Consider the following 25812-nt stretch of genomic DNA (forward strand, 5'->3'; position numbering starts at 1 on the left):
GCGATGCCGTGCGAGCGCTTGGCTGGTATCGGCAGTTCCGTGAAATCGTCTTGATGTTCGCCATTACCAACATAGAACCACTGTGTGAGCCGCTGTAAACGCGACTCAGCATCTATTCAACACAGCAGTCCAATCTGTTTCTGTTTCTGAATCGGCGGTACTGGGAGCTGACCCCTTCGTAGATCAAACAAATTAACCCCTTCAATAGTTGCTCCTCTCGCCTGTAAATCCATTTGCTGCCGGAAGGGCTCTGATTTTAGAGCATAGAGTAGCCAAGTGCTATCAATATTCTCTCCCGGTGAAATGCGAGCTGTGTCTTGCGTGAGGTTTGCTCCCGCAAGTTTTTCTGGCACCTTAACTACCCTGCCAATACTTCCGCGTATCTCATAAACCAAATCTTCTGGTTCAAGGGTCGCACGACTGTATTTTTCAGCGATCTCTTTCGCTGTCTTGGATAACTTTTCTGGATCAAGATATTCCGGTTCACACTGTCCTCCCTTGATATATGGGACTCCCTCATCCTGTTCCGGCCCTGGTTGAACGATACCATACACGATTGGCGTTCTGGCATCTCTAATTCGATTAAGTTGGAGTAACTCCCAACCTGCCGGAATTGTATCGTACCATCTCGATTCTTTCACATTTTTGAACTCCGTCTCATTGATTCCGTTTACTATGTGATCCGTAATTATTGACTTTCGTTCATCCTCTAAGATTGAAATTAGTCTTTTTAGCCTCTCTTTTATCTCTTGAAGATCGAGAAGTTGGGACTCCAACCTCGATGCAATTTTCTCCTGTTCCGGGACCGGAGGAAGTGGCATTTCCAAGGAACGTATCTCCGGCATATAGATTGTTTGATGAGTAGACCCTTTCATCAGCCTGTCAAATTCTTGGTCCATCGCTCGGAAAGTGTAAACTAAGTACTCCGGAATCACTCTATCTCCACACACCCAGTTTGCGAAATCTTGAGATGTCGCCATCTCTTGAGACATAATTCCAGAGAACCCTACCGATGCGGTTCTGGAGAGGAACACTGTCCCTTCAGGAAGAATTTTGGCCCCTGAATTTTCAAGTCCAAGCTGACTAATTTGTTTCTTTGTTGAATTGAGATATAGCTTTTCACTTCCCCTGAATTTCTTAATATCTGATGTCGTCACCCACGGGATATCACAATCCTCCCAATATTCCGATTTAGACCTACTTGGTGTATGTCCTGATTCTAATCGTGCGACGAATCTTATCTTGCTTGTTTCCCAGTGCTCTGGTATCTCTCCAGCCCAACCAATTCCCGATTGTTTAGTTTGTTGTTTTTGGGACATTATCTATCAATAACACTGTCTACGAGGGAATTGATTTGTTTGAGGTTCGACTCTAGTTCAGCATCAATTTCTTCTAAATCTCTGGGTGGCTTGTACTCATAGAAGTACCTGTCAAAGTTAATCTCGTATCCGACAACCCCCAACTCCCCATCCTTGTCGTCGTGGTACTTCTTGCTCTCGTTGATCCACGCGTTATCCAGGTACGGTGCTACCTCCTCCTCAAAGTACTCTCGTGGGTCCGTTCCCAGAGGCACGCGTTCACGCTCTCGCAGATCGCCGTCATGCTCGGGGTTCCCGTTCCCATCAGTCACTATCTCGGCGTCGTCATTCCGCTCGCCGAGGGCGCGCTCGATCGCGTTATACACGCTGTTCCGCACGTCGACGCCCTGCATGTTGAACGCCAACTCCACTTCATTTATAAACTCGTCACGGTCCATCCACTGCTTGTCGTCGTCGAGCGTCCGCAGCGCCTCCTTCACTGCCTCCTGCGTCTCTTCGTCGCGGTTCGTGAACGCGCGCTCGTCGTGAAGGCTCTCGATGCGGTCGTCCGTGGCCCTGAAACTCATCCGGAGCGGGCGGTCGATGACGATCCGGCGGTAGCCGAACTCCTCCGTGGGGACGACCTTCGAGCGCCCGTTCGCCTCCAAGTCGCCGAAGATGCGTGAGATCTCGTCGATGTGCTCCTGCGCGAGCTCGTGGCGCTTCTCCCCGAGGCTCTCGTCCATCTCGGCGTAGAGGTCCTGCGCGTCGATCAGCTGGACCTTGTCCTTGCGCGCTTCGGGCTTGTCGTTCGAGAGCACCCAGATGTAGGTTCGGATCCCCGTGTTGTAGAAGAGGTTCTCGGGGAGGCCGACGATCGCCTCCAGCCAGTCGTTTTCGAGAATCCACCGCCGGATCGCCGACTCGCCGCTGTTCGGGCCGCCGTTGAACAGCGGCGAGCCGTTGAACACGATCGCGATGCGAGAGCCGCCCTCTTCGGCCGGCTTCATCTTGCTGATCATGTGCTGGAGGAAGAGGAACGCCCCGTCGTTGGTGCGCGGCGTCCCGGCGCCGAACCGCCCGGCGAACCCCTGCTCCTCGTGTTCGCGCTCGATCTCCTCTTTCACCTTCTTCCACGAGACGCCGAACGGGGGATTCGAGAGCATATAGTCGAACCGCTGGTCCTTGAATCCGTCCTGCGTGAAGGAGTTCCCGTAGACGATGTTATCGGGCTCTTGGCCCTTGATGAGCATGTCCGAGTTACAGACCGCGTAGGATTCGGGGTTCAGCTCCTGCCCGAAGACGTGAAGCCGGGCGTCGTTGTTGAGCTGCCGGACGTACTCCTCGGCCACGCTGAGCATCCCGCCGGTCCCGCAGGCGGGGTCGAAGACGGTCCGGACCGCGCCCTGCTCCGAGAGCGCCTCGTCGTCCTCCTGAAAGATGAGGTTCACCATCAGCTCGATGACCTCGCGGGGCGTGAAGTGTTCCCCGGCGGTCTCGTTGCTGAGCTCGTTGAACTTCCGGATGAGCTCCTCGTAGATGTACCCCATCTCCTCGTTCGCGACCTCGTCGGGATGAAGGTCGATCTCCGCGAACTGGCGCACGACCTTATAAAGGAGGTCGGCGTCGTCGAGCCGCTGAATCTGGTGGCCGAAGTCGAACTTCTCGAAGATCTCCTTCGTCTCCTCGTCGTACTGATTGATGTAGTACTGGAGGTTCTCCGCGATGTTGTCGGGGTCGTTACACAGCGTCTCGAAGGTGTACTCGCTCGTGTTGTACACCTCTGCGTCGGCCGCCTTTTTAAGTGAGGGCGCGACGTTCTCGATACCCTGCTTTTGGAGCTGCTCGTAGCGCTCTAAGACCTCGTCCTTGTTCCGCGCCGTCACGCAGTCGAGCCGCCGCAGAACCGTCAACGGGAGAACGACCTTCTGATACTCCGACTGCTTGTAATCTCCTCTGAGGAGGTCGGCAATGGACCAAATAAAATCCGCCTTCTCGTTGAAGTTATCGACCATCTACTACGTGACCAGAAACCACGTCTGAATAATAGTTTGGACACGAGTGAGACTCTGGCACTGAGCCATCTTCTCACGAACAGACCGCACCGCGACCCACCGGCTCGCCGTCCCCCTCCCACTCCTCCCTCGTCCGATTCCACGAATCCCACCGATCGCCGCCGAATCTCCCCGTTTATTGGTCCGGCCGCCCAAGCGTGCGCCATGGCCGACACGATCCTCGTGCCGCTCGAACTCCCGGACCCCGAGCCGCTGTCGCCGCTGCTGATCGAGGACCTCTCGTCGCTCGACGTCGTGGTGCTCGGACACTACGACCTGCCGGAACAGACGCCGGCCAGCTCCGCCCGCGAGCAGTTCGGCGAGGCGGCGCAGGCGACGCTCGACGAGATCGCGGACTCGTTCGCGGACGCGGGGGCGTCCGTCCGGACGCGGCTGGTGTTCGGGAAGGACCGCGCCGCCGCGATCCGACAGGTCGCGGTCGAGGAGGACTGCGCCGCCGAGCTCGACCCCGCCCCCACGGAGGGGATCGAGCGCATCCTCGTCCCGATCCCGGACGTCGCCGGGTTCGACCGGCTCCCGACGTTCATCCGCGTCCTGAGCGAGGACTCGACGCAGCGCATCACCCTCTTCCACGTCGTCGAGGGCGAGGAGACCCGGGAGCGCGGCGAGGCGGTGGTCTCGGAGACGCGCGGGCGCCTGATCGAAGACGGGTTCGACGCCGACGCGGTCGACACGCTGGTCGTCGAGGGCGACGAACACGACGAGGAGATCCTCCGCGTCGCGGCCGACTACGACGCGGTCGTGATGTACGAGCCGGAGTCGAGCCTCGGCGACCGCCTCTTCGGCACGCTCCCGGACCGCATCGCGAACGAGACCGGCGACCCGGTCGTCGTCGTCGACCGCGACTACTGACCGCGCCTCGACGCGACGGTCGCGCCGCCGCGGCGGTCACTCCGCTTCCGTCGGCGCGGGCTCGTCGTCCTCCGTCCCGCGGCGGGCGCGGACGATCGCTCCGAGCGCTCCGGTTCGGTCCGTCCGCGGCCGACCGTACACGAGGTAGACGAGCGCGCTGCCCGCGATGATTCCGAGGGCCCCGAGGATCGGAACCGTCCCCATCTGGGTCAGCAGGGCCAGCCCGGCGACGAATCCGAACACCTGTACGAACGGGTATCCCGGCGCGGTGAACTCGGGATCGTAGGCGGGCGTGTCCGCGACGCGGAAGGCGACGAGCGCCATGTTCTCGAACGAGAAGACGAGGATCTGGAACGCGCTCGCCAGCTTCGCGAGCTCGATCACCGGCACGAACGCGATGAGCAGCAGCAACACGACGCCGGTGAGCAGGACGGCGTTCCGCGGCGTCTTGAACCGCTCGTCGATCGTCCGCAGGGTCGGCGGGAGGAGGTCGTCCCGGCTCATCGCGAGCGGGAACCGCGACGAGGAGAGGACGCCGGCGTTCGCCATGCTCGTTAACGCGACGACGGCGATCACGGAGATGAGCGCCACCCCGGCGCCGCCGAACAGCGCCCCCGCCCCGTCGGCCATCGGCGTGAGCGACGCCGTCCCGCCCGGACCGCCGGTTTTCAGCACCTCCGGATCGCTCAGTCCCACGATCGCGCCGACCACCCCGATGTACAGGACCGTCATGACGGCCATCGATCCCAACATCGCGCGAGGGAGGTTCGTCCCGGGGTCTTTCACTTCCTCCGCGACGCTCGCGATCTTGGTCACCCCCGCGTACGAGACGAAGACGAAGGCGGCGGCCGTGACGATCCCTCCGTTCCCGTTCGTCGCGAAGGGCGTGTAGCGGGCGGTGTCGACGACGACGCCCGCGTTGACGACGTAGGCGAGCAGGCCGGCGACGACGAGCGTGACGATCACCGCCTGGATCTGTCCGCTCATCTTCGTTCCGGAGATGTTCAGGGCCACGACCAAGGCGCCGAGCGCCAGCGCGACGTACACCACCGCGCCCTGCGAGAGCGGCGCGAAGAGCAGCAGGTACGCGCCGAGCCCGACGAGCGCGAACGAGCTTTTGAACACGAGCGAGAACCACGCCCCGACCCCGGCGATCGTTCCGAACAGCGGGCCGAGCGCCCGGTCGATGTAGAGGTACGTCCCCCCGGACTCGGGCATCGCCGTCGCCATCTCGGCCTTCGACAGCGCGGCCGGCAAGACGACGAGCGCGGCCAACACGTACGCGAGGACCACCGCCGGTCCGGCCTTCTTGTATCCCAACGCCGGCAGGACGAAGATCCCGCTCCCGATCATCGCACCCATACTGATCATCATCGTCGGGTACAGCCCGAGACTCCGATCGAGGTCGTGGTGCCCCATTCGACTGTCGGGTACTACCCACCCTCCCGGTTTATCACCATCGGAGATTCCAAAACCTCCCGATCACGGGCTACTGACGCCGCAGCGACCGTCGACCCAAAATACGGATCGCCGATCCCGCCGGGCCGGCTACGAGCCGTCGCGTCGCCCGGACGCCTCGTCGCCGTCGTCGTCGTCGGCCTCGCCCTCGTCGTCGGCCTCTCCCTCGTCGTCGCTCGTTTCCTCGACCGTTTCGCTGACGGTTTCCTCGACGGTCTTTTCGACCGTTTCCTCGACCGTTTCGCCGACCTTCTCTTCGACGGTCTTTTCGACCGTTTCCTCGACAGTTTCGCCGACCTTCTCCTCGACAGTTTCGCCGACCTTCTCTTCGACCGTTTCGCCGACGGTCTCCTCGACGGTCTTTTCCACCGTTTCCTCGACCGTTTCGCCGACCTTCTCTTCGACCGTTTCGCCGACGGTCTCCTCGACGGTCTTTTCCACCGTTTCCTCGACCGTTTCGCCGACCTTCTCCTCGACCGTCTTTTCGACGGTTTCGCCGACGGTGTCTTCGACTTTCCCCGTGACCTCCTCGCTGACGGTGTCGCTGACGTCGTCGGCGACTTCGCTGACCTCCTTGTTGACGGTCTCGCCGACGCTCTTTTCGACCTCCTTGCTCACCGTCTCCTCGACCTTCTCGCCGACGGTCTCCTCGACGGTCTTCTCCACTTCCTTGCTCACCGTTTCGCCGACGGTCTTCTCGACCTCCTTGTTGACGGTTTCGCCGACGGTCTTCTCGACCTCCTTGTCGACGGTCTCGCCGACGCTCTCCTCGACCTGCTTGCCGACCTGGTCCGCGACCTCGCGGGTCATCCAGTCCGGGTCGAACCGGGCCATCTTCCAGACGACGTGGACCACGTACGAGGCGAACACCCCGATCCCGAACGCGATGGCCACGTCGTTCTGCTGGGTGGTCGCGATGAGGACGATCGACAGGGCGATCAGCGCGCCGTACGCGATGTCGGTTATCGCGTCGACCCGGGCCGGACTCACCATCCTCGACCCCCCGTTTCGCCGCCGGCCGCGTCGTCCCGCCGTCGCGTCGCGTCTCCGTTCATACGTCCACGTTCCGAGCCGACGGCGTAAAAGCCTCCCATTGTCGCCGCCGCCGACCGCCGCGTTCGCCCCTCCGGAGGCTCGCCGGCCCCGGAGCGCGGTCCTTTTAGCCCGGATGACCGAACCGACGGTATGGACATCGAAGAGGGCGGACTCACCGTCTCCGTCCCGGAGGCCCGCGACGGCGCCAGCGAGGGCACCGGCGGCGGCGTCTTCTTCAACCCGACCCAGGAGCTGAACCGCGACGTGACGGTCGCGACGCTGCGCGCCTACCGCGACCGCGAGCCGCGAGCGGCCTCCTACCTCGACGCGATGGCCGCCTCGGGGATCCGGGGCGTCCGCGCCGCCGCCGAGGGGTACGAGGTCACCTGCGCCGACGTCGACGCCGACGCGGTCGACCTCGCCGCCGCGAACCTCGACGCCAACGGCCTCGACGGCGAGGCGGTCCACCGCGACGTCAACGCCCTCCTGTACGACGAGGGGCCGTTCGACGTCGTCGACCTCGACCCGTACGGCACGCCGATCCCCTTCGCGGACGCGGCGTTCGCGAACGGCCGCAACCTCGTCTGCGTTACCGCCACCGACACCGCGCCGCTCTGTGGCGCCCACCTCAACAGCGGAATCCGCAAGTACGGCGCGGTCCCGCGCAACACCGACTACCACCCGGAGATGGGGCTCCGGACGCTGATCTCCGCCTTGGTGCGGACCGCCGCGCGCTACGACAAGGCGGCGACCCCGATCCTCTCGCACGTCTCGCGCCACTACGCCCGGACCTACCTCGAACTGGAGTCGGGCGCCCGCGCGGCCGACGACTGCCTCGAGGCCCTCGGCCACGTCGATCACTGCGAGGACTGCCTCTGGCGGGCGGCGACGCGCGGGCGCATCGCCGACCCGGTCGACGCCTGTCCCGAGTGCGGGAGCGAGCGCGTCCTCACGGCGGGCCCGATCTGGCTCGGGCCGGTCGCCGACGCCGACTTCGCGCGGGCGGTCCGCCGCGAGGTGACCGACGACATGGGCGAGGCGAAGCGCGCCCGCAAGCTGCTCGGAACCGTCGCGCGCGAGCTCGACACCCCCACCCACTACGACCAGCACCGGCTGTACACGGAGTGGGGAGAGCCCGCGATCGGCATGGAGGAGTTCGTCGAGCGCCTCCGCGGTGCCGGCCACGAGGCGAGCCGCGCGCACTACCGCGGCACGGCGGTGAAGAGCACGGCCTCGGTCCCCGAGATGCGCGAGGCGGTCCTCGGCGACGACGCGGACTGACGGCCGACCGTCGCCCGCGGCGCTCGCCGACCGACGCCTCCTTCCGCGGTCGGCACCCTCTCGCTTTTGTCGCGGTCGGTCGAAGGGCGGGGCGTGTCCCGACACTCGCGCACCGCGTTCGGCACGGTTCGGCGCGTCGCCGACCTCGCGATCGACCGGCAGGCGACGTTCCTCGCGGCCGCCATCGCCTACTACGCGTTCGTCTCGCTCGTCCCCGCGCTCCTGCTGCTCGTCGTCGTCGCCACCGCCGTCTTCGGCGAGACCGTCGCCGCGGAGCTGGTCGCGTCGACGGGCGAGTTCCTCACGCCGGCCGGCGAGGAGGCGGTCGTCGCCGCCGTCTCCTCGGCCGGCGGCCGGACCGGCGCGGGCCTGCTCGGGCTCGGCGTGCTGCTCTGGTCGACGCTGAAGGTGTTCCGCGGGCTCGACACGGCGTTCGTCTCGCTGTACGGCGGCGACGAGACGCCGGGCTTCCTCAAGCAGGTCGCCGACGCCGCCTCGGTCGTCGTCGCCGTCGGCGTCGGCATCGGCGTGATGGTCGCGGTCGGCGCGTTCGTCGCGGCCGCGGACGCGGTCCCGCTGGTCGAGGCGGCGAGCGTCCTCGCTCTCCCCCTCTTCCTCGCCGTCGTCTTCCTCCCGATGTACTACATCCTCCCGCAGCCGACGATCGGCGTCCGCGAGGCGCTGCCGGGCGCGGCGTTCGCGGCGGTCTGCTGGACGCTGCTCCAGGCCGGCTTTCAGGTGTACGCCGCGGGCGCCGCGCAGTACCAGGTGTACGGCGTCATCGGCGGGGTCCTCCTCTTGGTCACCTGGCTGTACCTCGCGGCCGTCGTCGTCGTCCTCGGCGGCGCGGTCAACGTCGTGCTCGCGGGGCGGGGCGGCGACGGCGACGACTTCCGGGACGGCGGGTCGGGGGGCCCAGTCACCCCCTCGAACGACGCCGCGGACCGGCAGTTACAACAGGACCGCGACCGACCCACGGGTATGAACGGCGAGTCGGATCCCGACGGGGACGACGGCGAGCGGCCGCGCGGCGCGCCGGACGTCGCCGCCCTCGAAGCGGAAGTCCGGGAGCTGCGGTCGCAGCTCGACGAGTTCGAGGACGACGTGGAACGCCGCACGGTCGACAAGCCCGAGGTCGAGTCGGAGCTGAAGCGCTACGTGCGCTCGCGGATGCGGCGCGGCCACGCCCGCGGCTGGGGCCCGTACCTCGTGCTGCTGTACGGCACCGTGCTGACGCTCGCGGCGCTGACCTCGCTTCAGGGGATCTACGCGGTCGGCGCCATCGTCGTCCTCGGGCTGTCGACGCTCGGCCTCTACACGATATTCGTCGTCGTCGGCATCGGCCTCAACCTGATCGAGACGCCCGGCAAGGCGCTCGACTACGCCCGCCGCCGCGGCGATGACTGACGCGGCGACCGCCCCGCTGCCGACTCTCAGGGTGATCGACGCGTGACCGGACTCGTCGCCGCCGAGCGCGGGCTGGGCGAGACCGCGTTCGTCGACGCGCTCCCGGAGTTCGTCGTGGTCTCATTCGCGGCCGTCACCCACCTCGCGGACCCGTGGTTCCTCTTCGCGCTGCTCGCGGTCGGCTACTGGTTCGCGACCGAGGGGGTCGCGGGGTCGCCGCGCCGCGCCGGCGCGACGGCCATCGCGGCCGTCACCTGCGCGTACGCCGCGACGGCGCTCGGGAAGGCGTGGTTCGCGGTCCCCCGGCCGCCCGGGGCGATGCCCCCCGCCGACGTCCCGACGTGGCTCCCCGCGCTCCTGTCCGGCTGGTACGAGGCGCAGGTGCTCTCCGACGGGTTCGGGTTCCCGAGCGGCCACGCCACCGGCGGCGCGGCGGCGTACCTCGCCGTGGCCCTGCTGTACGACCGGTTCTGGACGGACCGAGGCCGCTACCTCGCGGCCGGGGCGGTCGCCGTCGCCGTCGCGGCCTCGCGGGTGATCATCGAGGTCCACTACCTCGTCGACGTGCTCGCGGGGCTCGTCGTCGGCGCGGGGACGGTCGCCGTCGCGCTGCGGCTCGCCGGCGACCCGCGGTTCCGGCGCTCGACGGACCCGGCAGCGGCGGCCGGCCCGACCGCCGCGCTGAACCCCGCCCCGGCGTTCCTGCTCGCGGCCGTCGTCTCGACGGGCGCGCTGGCGGTCGCCGTCGCCGGCGGCCACACCGGCGAGGTGGTCGAGGCGGGCATCGGAATCGCCACCGGCGCCGGCGGCGCGGTCGGCTGGCGGCTCGTCGAGGGCGACGAGCCCGCCGTCCCGGTCCGCGTCGCGGTCCCCGCGCTCGCGGTCACCGGCGGGCTCTGGGTCGGCGCGTACGCCCTCGCGGGGACGCTCCCGGTGACGCTCGTCGCCACGACCGCCGCCGTGGTCGCTGTGGTCGCGCTGCCCGCGCTGCCGGAGCGGATCGGGGCGATGAGCGGCGCCCGGAACTGAGTCGTTTTTTTTTTAAGCGGTCGTCGCGACGCCGTCGCGGTTCCCGCCCGACCGCAAATCCCCGTCGACCGACGAGCGCGGCGCTACCGGGCTTCGGAAAACGGGAGAGAACGCCGCCGAGTCAGTCGTCTTCGAGCGCCTGCGCGATGCGCTGGAGCTGTCGAGTCGCGTCGCGGACCTCGTCGCGGAGCTGGCGCACCTCGCGGACGAGCTCCTCGTTGCCGCCGTCGTCGCCGCGAGCGCCCTGCTCGCCCTGCGCGCCGGGGCCGCCGCCCATGCCGGGCGGGCCGCCCGCGCCGCCGGGGCCGCCGCCCCCGCCCATCATGCCGGACATCATCTGCGCGAAGGGGTTGCCGCCGCCCCCGCCGCCCATCCCGGGCGGGCCGCCGCCGCCCATCATCTCCTCGGGGTCGGGCCGGTCGCCCTCCTCGCGCTCCTGCTCGCGTCGCTCGCGGATCTCCTCGACGCGCTCGCGGAAGGACTTCTCCTCGCCGTCGTCGCCCTCGGCGGACGCGTCCTGTTCGCCGGCCTCGCCGTTCTCGGGGTCGGTGGCGTCGTCGTCTGCCATGCGCCACGGTTCGGCGGCGCCGCCGAAAAGGGTTGCCGTGGCGTCCGCGACGGTGCGTTTATAAGTCGGCGTCGGCGGCCGCGTCGCGGCCGTCCCGAACGCCCCCCTCGTGGCCGCGCCACGCTCGCGACCGACGCCTCACTCGTGGCCGGAGACGCGGACCGGCTCGTACGGCGCTTCGAGCCACTCCAGATCGGAGTCGGAGAGGTCGACGTCGAGCGCCTCGACGGCGTCTTCGAGGTGTTCGACGCTCGTCGTGCCGACGATGGGCGTGTCGACCGACTCCTTGTGGAACAGCCACGCCAAGGCGATCTGGGCCATCTTCACGCCCTTCTCGGCGGCGAGCTCCTCGACGCGCTCGTTGACGGTCGGGCCGCCGCCCTCGCGGTACGGGTGCGCGTAGAGGTGATCCTCGGTCCGTCCCCGCAGCGTCGCGTCGACGTCCTCGTGGGGGCGCGTCAGGTAGCCGCGCGCGAGCGGGCTCCACGGCATCACGCCGACGTTCTCCTTCTCACACAGCGGCAGCATCTCGCGCTCCTCCTCGCGGTACGCGAGGTTGTAGTGGTTCTGCATCGTGGCGAACCGCTCGTACCCCTCCCGGTCGCTCGCGTGGAGTGACTCCGCGAACTGGTGGGCCCACATCGAGGAGGCGCCGATGTAGCGGACGTCGCCGCGCCGCACCGCGTCGTCGAGCGCGGCGAGGGTCTCCTCGATCGGGGTGTCGTCGTCCCAGCGATGGATCTGGTACAGGTCGATCGTGTCCATCCCGAGGCGGTCGAGGGAGTTCGACAGCTCCTGTTCGATCGCCTTCCGCGAGAGCCCGCCGGAGTTGGGGTTCGACTCGTCCATCTGGAAGTACCCCTTCGTGGCCACGACGAACTCGTCGCGGTCGTACCCGTCGAGCGCCTCGCCGAGGACGCGCTCGCTCTCGCCGTTCGAGTACATGTTGGCGGTGTCGAAGAAGTTCACCCCGAGGTCGATCGCGCGCTCGATCAGCTCTTTCCCGTCCTCTTCGTCGAGGACCCACTCGCGCCAGTCGGGGTCGCCGAAGCTCATACAGCCGAGGCAGATCTTCGAGACGGTGGTGCCGGTGTTCCCGAGTGTCGTGTACTCCATACGCCGATCAGTTCGAGGCGAGACAAAAAGCTACGCGCGGCGGCGGGGACCGCGGGTACAGGACGGTTCGGACCGGGAGAGTCACAGATCCCGGAACGACGCGGTGTACACGAGGAACGCGCCGGTGAGGATGACGAACGCGAGGAAGGTGACGAGCGCGAGCACGTTCGCGACCGGCGCGAGCGAGGCGAGGAAGGGCTCGCCGGTCGAGTCGAGCACTAAGACCGCGAGGAGGGCGGCGATCAGGCCGAGCAGCCAGTTCGTGAGGATCTCGTCCATGGCCCGCCCGACACGCGCGGGCGATAAAAAGCCGCGGATGCGGCGACGACGGAGCGATCGGAGACGGCGGACGCCGCGCGCGCCGCCGGAGCTATGCCGCTCGCGCACCTGAGTCCCGTCGTGAGCGACCGGACGACCTGCTGGCTGCTCGGCGACCAGCTCAATCCCGACCTCGACGTCCTCGACGCGGCCGACGACGTGCTGCTGATCGAGGCGCACGGGTTCGCCGACCGGAAGCCGTACCACGCCCACAAGCTGACGCTCGTGTTCTCGGCGATGCGGCACTTCCGCGACGAGCTCCGCGAGCGCGGCCGCGACGTGACGTACGTGCGGGCCGAGTCGTTCGGCGAGGGGCTCGACGAGTTCTTCGCGGAGCGACGGGCGGAAACGGGCGGCCGGGACGGCGACGGCGAGGACGGCGACGGTGACGGCGACGACAGCCCGCATCTGCGACTCATGCGCCCGGCGAGCCACGGCGCCGGCGAGCGGCTCCGCGAACTGGTCGCCGAGCGCGGCGGGACCCTCGAACTCGTCGACAACGAGCTGTTCTGGACGACGCCGAGCGACTGGCGCGAGTGGACCGGGGGCGAGGAGGGCGACGGCGGCGACGAGGATGGCGACGGACCGCTCGTCGGCGCCGACGGGGCCGCCGAGCGAACGTACCGGCAGGAGCACTGGTACCGTCACGTCCGCCGCGAGACGGGCGTGCTGATGGACGACGGCGAGCCGGTCGGCGGCGAGTGGAACTACGACGACCTGAATCAGGAGACGCCGCCGGACGACTGGGAGCCGCCCGGGCGGCCGGCGTTCGGGCCGGACGAGCTGACCCGCGAGACCCACGCGTGGGTGTGCGACCGGTTCGACACGTGGGGGAACGACTCGCTCGACGGGTTCGCGTGGCCGGTCACGCGCGAGGCGGCCCTAAAGGCGCTCGACCGCTTCGTGCGCGAGGGGCTCCCCGCGTTCGGTCGGTATCAGGACGCGATGGTCGGCGGCGAGCCGTTCCTGTCGCACTCGCTGCTCTCGCCCGCGATCAACCTCGGGCTGCTCGACCCGCGCGAACCGGTGCGGGCGGTCGAGCGCGCCTACGCGGAGCGCGGCGTCGGGCCGGGCGGGTACGACCCCGCCGAGCACGGCGAGGTCGGCGCGGGTGCGGCGGCGACGTCGCTCGACGAGTTCGGTGACGACGCGGGCGAGGGCGCGGGCGACGGTGCCGAGGAGGAGACGGAAGCGGCGACGCGCGAGGAGCCTGCCCCCGTCCCACTCAACGCCGCGGAGGGGTTCGTCAGGCAGGTGATCGGCTGGCGGGAGTTCGTGCGCCACGTCTACCGCGAGGCGATGCCCGAGTTGGCCGACGCGAACCGATTAGAGCAGGAGCGGGACCTGCCGCCCGCGTACTGGGACGGCGACACCGACATGCGGTGTCTCTCGGAGGCGGTCGGTCACGTCCGCGAGTACGGCTACGCCCACCACATCGAGCGGCTGATGGTGCTGTCGAACTTCGCGCTCGTCTACGGCGCCGACCCCGCGGAACTGAACGAGTGGTTCCACCTCGGGTTCGTCGACGCGTACCACTGGGTGACGACGCCGAACGTCGTCGCGATGGGGTCGTTCGGCACGGACGTGCTCTCCTCGAAGCCGTACGCCTCCTCCGGAAGCTACGTCAACCGGATGAGCGACCACTGCGCGGACTGCCGGTACGCCGTCTCGCGGACCACGGGCGAGGGCGCCTGCCCGTTCAACGCGCTCTACTGGGATTTCTTAAAGGAGAACGAGGAGACGCTGCGCGGCACCGGGCGGATGGGGCTGATGTACTCGCACGTCGACGGCAAGGACGACGCGGAGTGGGAGTCGATCCGCGAGCGCGCGGACCGAGTGCGAGAGAAGGCGGCGGACGGGGAGTTGTAGGCGTTACTCGCCGCTCGCGAGCTGACGCAGCCGCGGGAGCGCCTGCTCGTAGCCGAGCGCGACGACGCCGACGTACAGCGCGAGCAGCCCCATGCCGACGGCCCAGGCGCCGAGAACGAGCTCACCGCCCGAGACCGCCGAGAGCCCGAAGCGTTCGAGGACGACGCCGACCGCGGCGGCCGCGCCGGCACCGAGGGTGACGGCGAGGAGTTCGACGAGTTCGACCGCGACGGCAGGTACTTCGACCATACCCGAGGGGAACGGCCGGTGATTATGAGTCTTTCGAGAGAACGGTGAACGCCGAGCGGGCGTCGACGACGGCCGAGGCGTCCGGGTCGCGTGCGGTCACTTCAGCCCGAACGAGCGCATGGCAGTGTCGACGAGCCCCTTCGCGATCAGGGCGAGGCCGGCGATGAGGAGCAGTACGGCGCCGGCGATGACGGGATCGCGGACGGCGATGATGCCGACCGCGACGAAGACGACGAGAACCCCGGCGATGCCTTCGAGACCCAGAGTGTCGCGCATGTCGTCGGGTGGTTCTCGGTCGTGCTTAAAAGGAGATGATTTCGCAGCGGAGAGCGGCCCTTTTATTTCCGCGAACGCGTATCACCGCGTACGCATGAGCAACGGAGACGGCGGCGGTCGGAACGACCTCCGGATGCCCGACGACGACGAGGTGTTCGCGGAGGTCGTCGAGATGCTCGGCGCGAACCGCGTCAAGGTGCGCTGCGCGGACGGGAAACAGCGAACCGCGCGCATCCCCGGCCGGATGCAAAAGCGCGTGTGGATCCGGGAAGACGACATCGTCCTCGTCGAGCCGTGGGACTGGCAGGACGAGAAGGCCGACATCTCGTGGCGCTACGAGAAGAGCGAGGCGGAACAGCTCCGCGAGGAAGGCCACTTACAGTAAGTCAGTGAGCGCGGATCGGCAGTTAACACCGCCGGACCCTCAGCCGCTCGTTTATAAATAGCTGACTCCAGAACGATCTCGACCACCTCCAAAGCCCCAACCGCTCGGCTATACGTGGCTGGCCACTGATCGACGGGAAAGACCTCCAAAGCCCCAGCCGCGAGGCGGGCGCACACTCGCTGTGCTCCTCGGTCGCTCGTTTCACTCGCTCCCTGCGGTGCTTACTTCGTCTGCGCCCGCCTCGCGGCTGCCCCTTTGAGTCCCGCCCCGCACCGCTCCGCACAGCACCTCACGCCTCCCCAGCCTCGTCAGTCGCCCTCGCTCCGCTTCGGGCGACTGACTCCCTCGCGCGGCGCTGCTCGGCCGCGGGGCGGCCTCGCAGGCGCGCGCCACCGCATTTCGTAACGCGTTCGTGTCGCCGCCACGCACCGCTCGCGCGGTTTTTAAGTCCGAACAGCCCCCAACGACGCTATGCTCCGGCTCGCGATGACCACCGACGCGGAGACGTTCGAGCGCGTGCGCGAGCCGCTCGCGGACCGCGGCATCGAGGTCGGCCACGTCCGGGCGAAAGAGCGGGCGCTCCGGGTGTCGGGCGGGGAGCCGGGCGCGGGCGACGCGGGCGACGCCGCGGCCGACCCCGAGGAGTTCGCGGGGTTCGACGTCGGCCTCGTCTACCCCACCCGCCTGATGGAGGGGGCGGTCGTCGACGAGCGCCTCGGCGTCCCGTGGGTGAACGGCCGCGACGCGGTCGTCGCCTCGCGCAACAAGGCGGGCGTGCTGGCGCGACTGTCGGCCGCCGGGCTCCCGACGCCGAAGACGACGCTCGTGTCGAACCCCGTCGACGAGTCGGTCGTCGTCGACGCCGCCGAGGAGTTCTCCTACCCGGTCGTCGTGAAGCCGAACTCCGCGACCCGCGGGGTGGGCGTCGCGACCGCGACCGACCTCGACTCGCTTCTGGGCGTCGTCGACTACCTGAACCTGATCCACGACTACCGCGCCACCGGGGACAAGTCGTTCCTGATCCAGGAGTACCTCCCCGACGCGCGCGACTACCGCGCGATGGTCGTCGACGGCGCGTACGCGGGGGCGGTCGAACGCGTGCTCGACGACGACGCGCTCGCGGCGGGGCGGTGGAAACACAACGTCCACCGCGGCGCGACGGCCGAGGGGGTCGAGTTGGACCCCGAGGCGCGCGACCTCGCGGAGCGCGCGGCCGAGACGCTCGGAATCGACTACTTCGGCGTCGACCTGCTCGCGACCGACGACCGGCTCGTCGTCAACGAGACGAACGCGCGCCCGACCGTCGACGCCGCGACGAAGTACGCGGACGACTTCTACGACCGGTTCGCGGCGCTGATCCGGCGGACGGCAGAAACAGCGTAAAAACGGGCGACCGCTTCAGACCAAGTCGATCGACGCGCTGTCGTCGTCGCGGTCGAACGCGACCTCCAAGACGCCGTTGTTGAACGTCGCGTCCGCGGAGTGCTCGTCGACGGGCGCGGGGAGCTCAACCGTCTCGTCGTACTCGCGCCGGTCGGAGACGGCCGAGATGGTGAGCGCGTCGCCGTCGCAGCGCAGCGAGAGGTCCTCCTTCTCGACGGCGGGGAGGTCGGCGACGAGGCGCACCGACTCCTCGGTGGTGTACGCGTCGACGTGGGTGTCGGAGCCGAACCCCGCGTCGTCGGCCGACGGGGCGTCGCCGCTGGCCATCTCGTTCATCATCCGCTCGATCTCCTCGAAGAAGTCTCCGAACGGATCGTCGCGGTCGTCTCTGTCCATATCTCCCGTGAGGTCGGTGACCCCGATAAGCCTTCTGTCGGTCGCCGTATCGGCCGGTATCCGCCCGGAACCGGGGAGTCGTCGACCGAGCGTAGATCGCGGCGACCGCTCGCCCTCGACCTCGGGCGAGCGAACCGATCGTAACAAATTCCAACGATTATGACGGTCTCGACGTGACTGGGCCGGATTTAAGTAGTTGCGGCTCGCTTTTTTCGAACATGAGTAAATCGTATCTGGCTGCCGGTGACAACGTGAGCGACGACGAGGTCGTGCGGGTGGGGCTCAACGGCTTCGGTCGCATCGGGCGCAACGTGTTCCGCGCGGTGGTAGAGCACCCGCGGATCGAGCTCGTCGGGATCAACGACGTGATGGACTTCGACGACATGGGGTACCTCGCGAAGTACGACACCGTCATGGGGCGGCTCGACGGCGTCGAGCGCGACGGCGACGAACTGACGGTCGGCGGCACCTCGGTCCCGCTGTTCAACGTTCAGGACCCCGCCGACCTCCCGTGGGACGACCTCGACGTCGACGTCGCCTTGGAGTGTACGGGGATCTTCCGCACCCGCGACGACGCGAGCGCGCACCTCGACGGCGGCGCGGACACCGTGATCATCTCGGCGCCCCCGAAGGGCGAGAAGCCGGTCAAACAGCTCGTCTACGGCGTCAACCACGACGAGTACGAGGGCGACGACGTGGTCTCGAACGCCTCCTGTACCACGAACTCCATCACGCCGGTCGCGAAGGTGCTCGACGCGGAGTTCGGCATCGACGCCGGCACCCTCACCACCGTCCACGCCTACACCGGCTCGCAGGCCCTCATCGACGGCCCCATGAGCAAGCGCCGCCGCGGCCGCGCGGCCGCCGAGAACATCGTCCCCACCTCGACCGGCGCCGCGGGCGCCGCCCAGGAGGTCCTCCCGCAGCTCGAGGGGAAGATCGACGGGATGGCGATGCGCGTCCCGGTCCCGACGGGCTCGATCACCGAGTTCGTCGTCAGCCTCGACGAGGACGTCACCGCGGAGGAGGTCAACGCCGCCTTCCGCGACGCCGCCGACTCCGGCCCGCTCGCGGGCGTCCTCGGCTACACCGACGACGAGGTCGTCTCCTCGGACATCGTCGGCCTCCCCTTCTCCAGCTACGTCGATCTCCAGTCGACGAACGTCATCGCGGGCGGGAAGCTGCTGAAGATCCTCACCTGGTACGACAACGAGTACGGCTTCTCGAACCGGATGCTCGACATGGCCGCGTACGTTCAGGACGAGGCGTAAGCGCCGCCTCCCGGACCCGTTCGGACCGTTTTTCGACGGAAACGTTCCTTCGGAGGACAACCGCTTAAATACCTCATCGACGACCACTCACCCATGCCCACCTTCGACACCATCGACGACCTCCCGGCAGACAAACGCGTCCTCGTTCGGCTCGACCTCAACTCCCCGATCGAGGACGGCGAACCGCAGGACAACCGCCGGTTCGAGCGCCACGCGGAGACGGTCCGCGAACTGGCCGACACCGGCCACCGCGTCGTGCTCATGGCCCACCAGGGTCGGCCCGGCCGCGACGACTTCACGTCGCTCGCCGGTCACGCGGAGATCCTCGCCGACCACGTCGGCCGCGACGTGGGGTTCGTTGCCGACACGTACGGCGACGAGGCGCTGGCGGCGATCGACGCGCTCGGCGCGGGCGAGATTCTCCTCTTAGAGAACACCCGCATGTGCGACGACGAGCTCCCGGAGGCGTCGCCCGAGGAGAAGGCGGAGACGGCGTTCGTCGAGGCGCTCGCGCCGCGCTTCGACGCGTACGTCAACGACGCGTACTCGGCGGCGCATCGGAAACACGCCTCGCTGGTCGGCTTCCCGCTCGTCCTCCCCGCCTACGCGGGCCGCGTGATGGAGACGGAGTACGAGGCGAACACCGCCATCGCCACCCGCGAGTTCGACGGCCCCGTCACGATGGTCGTCGGCGGGACGAAGGCGACCGACGTGGTCGGCGTGATGGACGCCTTAGACGAGAAGGTCGACCGATTCCTCCTCGGCGGCGTCGCGGGCGAGCTCTTCTTACGCGCCGCGGGCCACCCGGTCGGTCACGACGTGGGCGACATGGACCTGTTCGACGAGCAGTGGGCGGAGAACCGCGAGCTGATCGAGTCGGTCCTCGACGAGCGTGGCGACGCGATTCGGCTCGCGAGCGACCTCGCGTACGAGGGGGAGGACGGCGAGCGCGCCGAGGTCGCGGTCGACGAGATCGACGAGAAGGAGACGGGCTACCTCGACGTCGGCTCGGCGACGGTCGCGGACTACGAGCCGGCGATCCGCGAGTCCGACGCCGTCTTCGTGAAGGGCGCGCTCGGCGTCTTCGAGGACGAGCGGTTCGCCGACGGCACCGTCGGCGTCCTCGAAGCCATCGCGGAGACGGACTGCTTCTCGGTCGTCGGCGGCGGCGACACCTCGCGGGCCATCGAGATGTACGGCATGGACGAGGGCGACTTCTCGCACGTCTCCATCGCGGGCGGCGCGTACATCCGCGCGCTGACCGGCGAGCCGCTCCCGGCGGTGGAGGTCCTGGAGGCGGCGGCGGAACGGCAGTAGAAGGGCGGATCGGGCTCGACGGAGCGGGGCGGGCGTTCGAGCCGGGCGACCGGTCGAATTACTCCTCGACGTCGAGGTCGAACTGCTCGTTCTCCGTGACCGCGTTGAGGACGACGCTCGTGTTCGACTCCCGGATGTCCGCGTCCGTGAGGATCGACTTGATCTGGTCGTTCATCCCGTCCGTGTCGGTGAACTTCCCGATGGCGATCACGTCGTAGTCGCCCGTGACCTCGTAGACGCTCACCATCTGTTTCTCCTGGCGCAGCTTCTCGGTGACGTCCGGCAGCGCGCTCCCCTCGACCTTGAGCTGGAGCACGGCCGTCACGTCGTAGCCGAGCTTGTCGTAGTCGACGACGGGGGTGTACCCCCGGATCACGCCCTCCTCTTCGAGGTCGCGGAGGTGGTTCGAAACGGTCGTCACCGAGACGTCGAGCTCGTCGCCCAGGCTCCGGAGGCTCGCGCGGCCGTTGCTGAGCAGCGAGTTGATAAGCTTCGCGTCGAGGTTTTCGTACGTCATCACACCCAACCACGCTTTCGGGGGTTTAGAATTTTACGAACGTCCAGCAGTTTTGCCTGTCCGGCGGTTCATGCGCCAAGCGATAAGGCCTTTATACTGGCAGATAAGGAATGAAGCGTCCAGAACATGACGGACGAACACGCGAAACCGGACGGCGGCCTCACGGCCGAGGAACAGGCGGTGCTCGACGAGATCGAGGAGAGAAACGTCGACTTCCTGCGGCTCCAGTTCACCGACATCCTCGGCGTCGTGAAGAACGTCTCCGTCCCCGCCCATCAGGCGGAGAAGGCGTTCACCGAGGGTATCTACTTCGACGGCTCCTCCATCGAGGGGTTCGTGCGCATCCAGGAGTCGGACATGCGGCTCGTCCCCGACCCCGACACGTTCGCGGTGCTCCCGTGGCGCAGCGACGGCGAAGGCGACAGCGGCGCCGCGCGGCTCATCTGTGACATCGTGACCACCGAGGGCGAGCCCTTCGTCGGCGGCCCGCGGCAGGTCCTCAAGAGCGTTCTCGAGGAGGCCGAGGAGATGGGCTACTCCGTCTCGATCGGCCCGGAGCCGGAGTTCTTCCTGTTCGAGAAGGACGACGACGGCAACGCGACCACGATCCCCCACGACAACGGCGGCTACTTCGATCTCGCCCCGAAGGACCTCGCGTCCGACGTGCGCAAGGAGATCATCTTCACCTTAGAGGAGATGGGCTTCGAGATCGAGGCCTCCCACCACGAGGTCGCCGAGGGCCAACACGAGATCAACTTCAAGTACGACGACGCGCTCACGACCGCGGACAACATCGCGACGTTCCGCGCCGTCGTCCGCGCGGTCGCCGAGCAGCACGACCTCCACGCGACGTTCATGCCCAAGCCCATCGCCGACATCAACGGCTCGGGCATGCACAGCCACATCTCGCTGTTCGACGAGGACGGCAACGCGTTCGCCGACGACGCCGACGAGTTCAACCTGAGCGAGACCGCCTACCAGTTCATGGGCGGCATCCTGAACCACGCGCCCGCGTTCACGGCCGTGACGAACCCGACCGTGAACTCCTACAAGCGCCTGGTGCCCGGCTACGAGGCGCCCATCTACGTCGCCTGGTCCGACACGAACCGCTCGGCGCTCGTCCGCGTCCCCGACGCCGCGGGCGTCTCCGCGCGCTTCGAGGTCCGCAGCCCCGACCCGTCCTGTAACCCATACCTCGGGATGGCGTCGCTCATCGCCGCCGGCCTCGACGGGATCAAGACCGGCGCCGACCCGGGCGACCCGGTCCGCGAGGACATCTACGAGTTCGACGACGAGAAGCGCCAGGAGTACGGCATCGAGACGCTGCCGCCGAACCTCGGCGCCGCCGTCGAGGAGTTAGAGGAAGACGAGGTGCTGCAGGACGCGCTCGGCCCGCACACCTCCGAGAAGTTCGCCGAGGCGAAGTCCCAGGAGTTCAGCGAGTACCTCACCCAGGTGTCGGAGTGGGAGGAGGACCGCTACCTGGAGACGTTCTAAGGCGACGGCGCGGCCTAAATTTTCGATTTCTTTCGCTCTCTCCGGCTTTCTCGCACCGTCCGGTCTCGCTTCGTCGTGCGTTTTTCGAGCGGTAGCGGTTCGTCCCCCGGCGAGCGCGTGAACCCGACGGCCGATCGATTGCGAGAGTGAGTATCGCAGATCGTAGCAGCGATTCGACGTTTAAATAGTCGCCAGCGGTGCCGACGATCGCTTATAAAAGAGAGTGGGGTCGGCGCGTGCCTGCGAGCGGCCGCCCCCGGCGGCCGCGAGGAGCACGCGCGAGGGAGTCAGCCGGCCGGAGCGAAGCGGAGGCCGGCTGACGAGGCTGGGGAGGCGTGGGGTGCGGTCGCTGTGCGGGGTGGGACTCAAAGGGGCAGCCGTCGAGGGCGAGGTAGGCGACGTAAGCACCGGAATGAGGGAGCGAAGCGACCGAATGAGGAGCGCAGCGAGCGTACCCCGCCCTCGACGGCTGGGGCTTTGGAGGCACTCGCCGCAGCAGCGTCAGCCATTTATAAGCAGCCGATAGCAACATCTCAATTCTCTTTATAAACGATCTCACTCACGACGTACTACACGTACTCCCGGTATCGATCGCGTTCGTGCGAACCGCAAAAAACCGCTCCGAAAGCGCTGCTACCGCCAGTTCGGGCCGTCTAACACTCCGACCAGCCGCACGACTCGCACGTCTTGCAGCCCTCGGAGTAGTAGAGGTTCATGCCGCCGCACTCGGGGCACTCGGGCGACTCGCCCGCCGCGATGAGCTCCTGGGTCGAGTCGTCGGCGCCGGCGGCGTCGTCTTCCGCCGCCGGACCGGGGGCGTCCGCGCTCGGGGCGTCGGTCGCCGTGCCAGCGTCGACCGCGCCGCCGTCGGTCTGGCTCGGGGGGCTCGCGCCCGCCGCGCTCTCCTCGACGTCGTCGAGGCTCTGCTGTTGGGGGATCCCCTTGTCGACGTCGTCGTCGAGGTAGCGCCGCAGCGCGGTGCCGATGGCGTCCGGGATCGACTGGATCTGCTCGCCCTTATCCCAGGCGACCTTCGGGCTCCGGGTGCCCTGGAGCTCGTCCACGATCTCCTCGGGGTCGACGCCCGAGCGGAGCGCCGTCGAGATGACCTTCGCGAGCGCCTCCGTGAAGGAGTTGGTGTAGCCGCCGGAGTGGCCGATGTTCGCGAACAGCTCGAACGGCAGCCCGTTCTCGTCCTCGTTGATGGTGACGTACAGCTTGCCGTAGCCCGTCTCGACGCGCTGGGTGACGCCGTTCAGGGAGTCGGGGCGCGGGCTCCGCTCGCTGTAGTCGATCCGCGGCTGCTCCGTCGTTTCGAGCAGGTCCGAGATCTCCGCGTCGATCGCGGCCTGGACGTCCTCGTTGTCGAGGAACGCCTCGATCCCGCCGAACACCTCGCCGATCTGCTCGACGATCGTCTCGGCGGCCTCGCTCTCGTCGGCGAACTCCGCGTTCTGCGCCCGCGTCGTGAGCACCTGCTTCGAGCGGGTGCCGTCGCGGTAGTAGGTGACGCCCTTGCCGCCGTTCTCGTAGATGTACTCGAAGACCTCCTTGGCGTCGCCCAGCGTGGAGTCGTTGGGCGCGTTCACCGTCTTCGAGATGGCGGAGTCGACGCCCTTCTGACAGGCGACCTGAACGCCCGCGTGGTCCTTCGCGGAGAGGTCGCCGGTGACGACGAACAGCTCGCCGATCGCGTCCGGCACGGTGTCGAGCCCCTCGACGCCGTCGAACGCGTTCTCGGCCATCTGCTCCTGCGCCTCCCGCTTGACGGCGTCGACGTCGACGTCGTTGGCCTCCAAGGTGCGCAGGAAGTAGTCGTCGAACTCGACGAGCATCTCGTCGCCCTGGACGTCGTCGGAGACGTTCTTGTAGTAGGCGACGTTGTAGATGGGCTCGCAGCCCCCGGTCGTGTTGCCGATCATCGACGTCGTGCCCGTGGGGGCGATCGTCGTCGTGTTGTGGTTGCGGATCGGGAAGCCGTCTTCCCACTCGTCGGCGTCGAGCCCGGTGTAGTGCTCGAACCAGTCGCGGTGCTCGGTCGGGTTCGCGTACTTCGAGTCCGCCCAGTCGTTGAACGTCCCGCGCTCCTCGGCGAGCTCGTGGGAGGCGAGCTTCGACTCGTGGTTGATGTGGGTCATCAGCTGCCGGGCGATCTCGTTGCCCGACTCGGAGCCGTAGCGGACGCCGAGCTGGACGTACAGCTGCGCGAGCCCCATGATGCCCAGCCCGATCTTCCGCATGTCCCGGACCTTCTCTTCGATCTCTTCGACCGGGAAGTCGGACATCGTGACGACGTTCTCGAGGAAGCGGGTGCCGTACGCGATCCGCTCTTCGAACTCCTCGAAGTCGATCGCCTCTTCGAGGAACGCCTCGACGGCGGCCGCCTCGGAGTCGTACTCGTCGGCGTGCTCGTCGGACCAGACGCGCCAGTCGGGCGCGTCGAGGTCGGCGACCGTCGAGAGGTTGATGTGCCCGAGGTTACAGGCCTCGTACTCCTCCAGCGGCTGCTCGCCGCAGGGGTTCGTCGCGAGGATCCGGTGGTCCGGGTGCTCCTCGACGTCGAAGGAGTGCTCCTTGTTGATCCGCTCGAGGTAGACCACGCCCGGCTCGCCGTTCTCGTGGGCGCCCTCGATCATGTGGTCCCAGATCTCGGCCGCGGGGACGGAGAGCTCCTCGCCCACCTCGACGTGCTCGCCGAGGCCGAACATGTCGTAGAGCTCTTTCGTCTCGGGGGTGGCGACGTGGGGCTCCTCCGTGCGCGGGTTGGTGAAGGTGAACTCCTCGCCGTTCTCCAGCGCCGCCATGAAGTCGTCGGTGACGCCGACGCTGATGTTGAAGTTCGAGAGGTGTCCCTCGACCGCGTTCCGGAGGTGCTCGGGCACCTTGCCGTCCTCGTCGATGAGCTCGCGGGCCTCCTCTAAGGCGTCCGCGAAGGAGTTGTGCGTGAAGTCGTCGGGGTCGTTCAGGCGCAGCGAGTGCGCGAGGGAGACGTCCTTGTTCTTCGCGTGGATGAACTGGATGACGTCGGGGTGCGAGATGCGCATGACGCCCATCTGGGCGCCGCGGCGCGCGCCGCCCTGCGCGATCGTCTCGCACATCTGGTCGAACGTCCGCATGAACGTGATGGGGCCGGAGGCGATGCCGCCCGTGGAGCCGACGGAGTCGCCGTAGGGGCGGAGCTTCCAGAACGCGTACCCCATGCCGCCGCCGGACTGGAACACCTCGGCCGCCTCCTTGGCGGTCTGGTGGATGTCGGTGATGTCGTCGCCCGGCGAGTCGACGAAGCAGGCGGAGAGCTGCTGGAGCTCGTCGCCCGCGTTCATCAGGGTGGGGGAGTTCGGCATGAAGGAGAGCGACTCCATCCCCTGACGGAACGTCTCGGCGGTCGCCTCGACGTGGTCGCGAACGCCCTCGGGCAGTTCGGGGACGACCGTCTCGTACGCGAACTTGTTGACGTTGTGGGCGGTGAGCGTCGTCTCCGCCTCGTCCGCGGCGGTCGTGCCAGCGCCGAAGACCTCCTCGGCGAGCTCGTCGCGCCGGGGGTGATCGGGCTTCAGCTGGTCGGGCGTGACCGTGACCTCGACGCCCTGCTTCTCGGCCTCGAAGACGGCCTCCGCGAGCGCGACGTTGCGCGCGACGCGGTCGAACAGCTCCTCCTGGTCCTCGTCCGGCTCGCCGTCAGCGTTCTTCCGGAGGTAGCGCGCGGGCAGGATGTTCTCGTAGGCGTTGCCCGTGAGCCGCTCCTCCATGGTGTCGCCCGTGGTTCGTTTGATCGGCAGTTCGACTCCGTCGGCGGAGACGCCGTCGCTGCTCATTCGGCGGCCACCCCGCTGGCTTGGCGTGGGATATGGATCATCTGTAGTGTTGGTGTACTGGCGAGGCGGGCCCTTGTAGGTTCGGATGTTCGGACCCGCCCGGCATCTACGTGTCCGATTCGGTATGTAACGTCGGTCAGGTGCGTCTGACGCTGAATCCGGTACGTCGGTAAGAAACGGACTCCGGACACATAAGCGTAGGCAGACCGGAGTGAAACTGATCTCCAACCGACTAAACCGCGGTACGAGAGCGGTCTCCCACCGGAACAGAAGGGGGGTTGCCGGGCGGTGATAGCCCGTCGATACCCGGCGCTTGCCCTCCCTCGCTCGTCGCCCCGCCGAGCGCGCGTCCGGACTCGACGCGGTTCTTGCCGCGGATATGTCAAAATTCGACAACTGG

Annotated in this window: 22 protein-coding genes and 1 pseudogene; 11 read left to right on the forward strand and 12 right to left on the reverse strand. The window is 67.4% G+C overall.

What is annotated here, in order from left to right:
- Window positions 1-98: pseudogene (locus DVK07_RS06930) on the forward strand (IS5/IS1182 family transposase); the annotation flags it as partial.
- Between the two features lie 18 nt (window positions 99-116).
- Here the strand turns inward: DVK07_RS06930 and DVK07_RS06935 are convergent.
- Both DVK07_RS06935 and DVK07_RS06940 read right to left on the reverse strand, forming a co-directional pair.
- Window positions 117-1319: a restriction endonuclease subunit S gene (locus DVK07_RS06935; RefSeq protein ID WP_121596377.1), complete on the reverse strand. Its 1203-nt coding sequence runs from the start codon at window positions 1317-1319 to the stop codon at window positions 117-119.
- Window positions 1319-3313 (reverse strand): class I SAM-dependent DNA methyltransferase, encoded by a 1995-nt coding sequence (locus DVK07_RS06940; protein WP_121596378.1) that lies wholly within the window; start codon window positions 3311-3313, stop codon window positions 1319-1321. Before DVK07_RS06940 ends, DVK07_RS06935 begins: the two co-directional genes overlap by 1 nt.
- Before the next feature lie 204 nt (window positions 3314-3517).
- On the opposite strand from DVK07_RS06940, the gene DVK07_RS06945 reads away from it, so the two are divergent.
- Complete coding sequence (locus DVK07_RS06945; RefSeq protein WP_121596379.1) at window positions 3518-4225, forward strand: universal stress protein; 708 nt, start codon at window positions 3518-3520, stop codon at window positions 4223-4225.
- 36 nt (window positions 4226-4261) lie between these two features.
- On the opposite strand, the gene DVK07_RS06950 is transcribed toward DVK07_RS06945, so the two are convergent.
- The gene (locus tag DVK07_RS06950; protein WP_121596380.1) at window positions 4262-5644 is read right to left on the reverse strand and encodes an APC family permease; all 1383 of its coding nucleotides are present in this window, start codon (window positions 5642-5644) and stop codon (window positions 4262-4264) included.
- Window positions 5645-5773: 129 nt separating this feature from the next.
- A complete protein-coding gene (locus DVK07_RS06955) occupies window positions 5774-6676 on the reverse strand; it encodes a hypothetical protein (RefSeq protein ID WP_121596381.1) in 903 nt (300 codons plus the stop codon).
- Between the two features lie 192 nt (window positions 6677-6868).
- On the opposite strand from DVK07_RS06955, the gene DVK07_RS06960 reads away from it, so the two are divergent.
- The 3 genes from DVK07_RS06960 to DVK07_RS06970 all read left to right on the forward strand — a co-directional run bounded on the left by DVK07_RS06960 (window position 6869) and on the right by DVK07_RS06970 (window position 10435).
- Window positions 6869-7999, forward strand: a complete 1131-nt coding sequence (locus DVK07_RS06960; RefSeq protein WP_121596382.1) for a tRNA (guanine(26)-N(2))-dimethyltransferase — start codon at window positions 6869-6871, stop codon at window positions 7997-7999.
- Window positions 8000-8092: 93 nt separating this feature from the next.
- A complete protein-coding gene (locus DVK07_RS06965) occupies window positions 8093-9406 on the forward strand; it encodes a YihY/virulence factor BrkB family protein (RefSeq protein ID WP_121596383.1) in 1314 nt (437 codons plus the stop codon).
- Window positions 9407-9448: 42 nt separating this feature from the next.
- On the forward strand, window positions 9449-10435 hold the full coding sequence (locus DVK07_RS06970; protein ID WP_121596384.1) for a phosphatase PAP2 family protein: 987 nt from the start codon (window positions 9449-9451) through the stop codon (window positions 10433-10435).
- Window positions 10436-10556: 121 nt separating this feature from the next.
- Here DVK07_RS06970 and DVK07_RS06975 read toward each other — a convergent pair whose 3' ends face one another.
- The 3 genes from DVK07_RS06975 to DVK07_RS06985 form a co-directional block, all read right to left on the reverse strand.
- A complete protein-coding gene (locus DVK07_RS06975; RefSeq protein ID WP_121596385.1) occupies window positions 10557-11003 on the reverse strand; it encodes a hypothetical protein in 447 nt (148 codons plus the stop codon).
- Between the two features lie 138 nt (window positions 11004-11141).
- Entirely contained in the window at window positions 11142-12119 is a 978-nt protein-coding gene (locus DVK07_RS06980) for an aldo/keto reductase (RefSeq protein WP_121596386.1), read from the reverse strand.
- 81 nt (window positions 12120-12200) lie between these two features.
- Complete coding sequence (locus DVK07_RS06985) at window positions 12201-12398, reverse strand: hypothetical protein (RefSeq protein ID WP_121596387.1); 198 nt, start codon at window positions 12396-12398, stop codon at window positions 12201-12203.
- 120 nt (window positions 12399-12518) lie between these two features.
- Here DVK07_RS06985 and DVK07_RS06990 point away from each other — a divergent pair, with 120 nt between their 5' ends.
- Window positions 12519-14306 carry a cryptochrome/photolyase family protein gene (locus DVK07_RS06990; RefSeq protein ID WP_121596563.1) on the forward strand — a complete coding sequence of 596 codons (1788 nt, stop codon included), beginning with the start codon at window positions 12519-12521 and terminating at the stop codon, window positions 14304-14306.
- A gap of 3 nt (window positions 14307-14309) precedes the next feature.
- Here the strand turns inward: DVK07_RS06990 and DVK07_RS06995 are convergent, their stop codons facing one another.
- Both DVK07_RS06995 and DVK07_RS07000 read right to left on the reverse strand, forming a co-directional pair.
- Window positions 14310-14555: a hypothetical protein gene (locus tag DVK07_RS06995; RefSeq protein ID WP_121596388.1), complete on the reverse strand. Its 246-nt coding sequence runs from the start codon at window positions 14553-14555 to the stop codon at window positions 14310-14312.
- 96 nt (window positions 14556-14651) lie between these two features.
- Window positions 14652-14831 (reverse strand): hypothetical protein, encoded by a 180-nt coding sequence (locus DVK07_RS07000; RefSeq protein ID WP_017343838.1) that lies wholly within the window; start codon window positions 14829-14831, stop codon window positions 14652-14654.
- Between the two features lie 94 nt (window positions 14832-14925).
- On the opposite strand from DVK07_RS07000, the gene eif1A reads away from it, so the two are divergent.
- Together eif1A and DVK07_RS07015 are read left to right on the forward strand one after the other, a co-directional pair.
- Window positions 14926-15216, forward strand: coding sequence for a translation initiation factor eIF-1A (gene eif1A, locus DVK07_RS07005; RefSeq protein ID WP_004597376.1), 291 nt, complete (start codon window positions 14926-14928; stop codon window positions 15214-15216).
- A 471-nt stretch (window positions 15217-15687) separates the two neighbouring features.
- Window positions 15688-16599, forward strand: a complete 912-nt coding sequence (locus DVK07_RS07015) for a RimK family alpha-L-glutamate ligase (RefSeq protein ID WP_121596390.1) — start codon at window positions 15688-15690, stop codon at window positions 16597-16599.
- A gap of 15 nt (window positions 16600-16614) precedes the next feature.
- Here the strand turns inward: DVK07_RS07015 and DVK07_RS07020 are convergent, their stop codons facing one another.
- Complete coding sequence (locus DVK07_RS07020; RefSeq protein WP_121596391.1) at window positions 16615-16995, reverse strand: Hsp20/alpha crystallin family protein; 381 nt, start codon at window positions 16993-16995, stop codon at window positions 16615-16617.
- Window positions 16996-17213: 218 nt separating this feature from the next.
- On the opposite strand from DVK07_RS07020, the gene gap reads away from it, so the two are divergent.
- On the forward strand, window positions 17214-18266 hold the full coding sequence (gap, locus tag DVK07_RS07025; protein ID WP_121596392.1) for a type I glyceraldehyde-3-phosphate dehydrogenase: 1053 nt from the start codon (window positions 17214-17216) through the stop codon (window positions 18264-18266).
- Between the two features lie 93 nt (window positions 18267-18359).
- Window positions 18360-19583 (forward strand): phosphoglycerate kinase, encoded by a 1224-nt coding sequence (locus DVK07_RS07030; protein ID WP_121596393.1) that lies wholly within the window; start codon window positions 18360-18362, stop codon window positions 19581-19583.
- A gap of 58 nt (window positions 19584-19641) precedes the next feature.
- Here DVK07_RS07030 and lrp read toward each other — a convergent pair whose 3' ends face one another.
- Window positions 19642-20100, reverse strand: coding sequence for an HTH-type transcriptional regulator Lrp (gene lrp, locus DVK07_RS07035; RefSeq protein WP_004597351.1), 459 nt, complete (start codon window positions 20098-20100; stop codon window positions 19642-19644).
- A 126-nt stretch (window positions 20101-20226) separates the two neighbouring features.
- On the opposite strand from lrp, the gene glnA reads away from it, so the two are divergent.
- Window positions 20227-21597 carry a type I glutamate--ammonia ligase gene (gene glnA, locus DVK07_RS07040; protein ID WP_121596394.1) on the forward strand — a complete coding sequence of 457 codons (1371 nt, stop codon included), beginning with the start codon at window positions 20227-20229 and terminating at the stop codon, window positions 21595-21597.
- A 653-nt stretch (window positions 21598-22250) separates the two neighbouring features.
- On the opposite strand, the gene DVK07_RS07045 is transcribed toward glnA, so the two are convergent.
- Window positions 22251-25412 (reverse strand): adenosylcobalamin-dependent ribonucleoside-diphosphate reductase, encoded by a 3162-nt coding sequence (locus DVK07_RS07045; RefSeq protein WP_121596395.1) that lies wholly within the window; start codon window positions 25410-25412, stop codon window positions 22251-22253.
- Between the last annotated feature and the right edge of the window lie 400 nt (window positions 25413-25812).

Origin of the sequence: Halorubrum sp. Atlit-26R (assembly GCF_003666015.1) — an archaeon.
In the GTDB taxonomy this organism is placed as follows: domain Archaea; phylum Halobacteriota; class Halobacteria; order Halobacteriales; family Haloferacaceae; genus Halorubrum.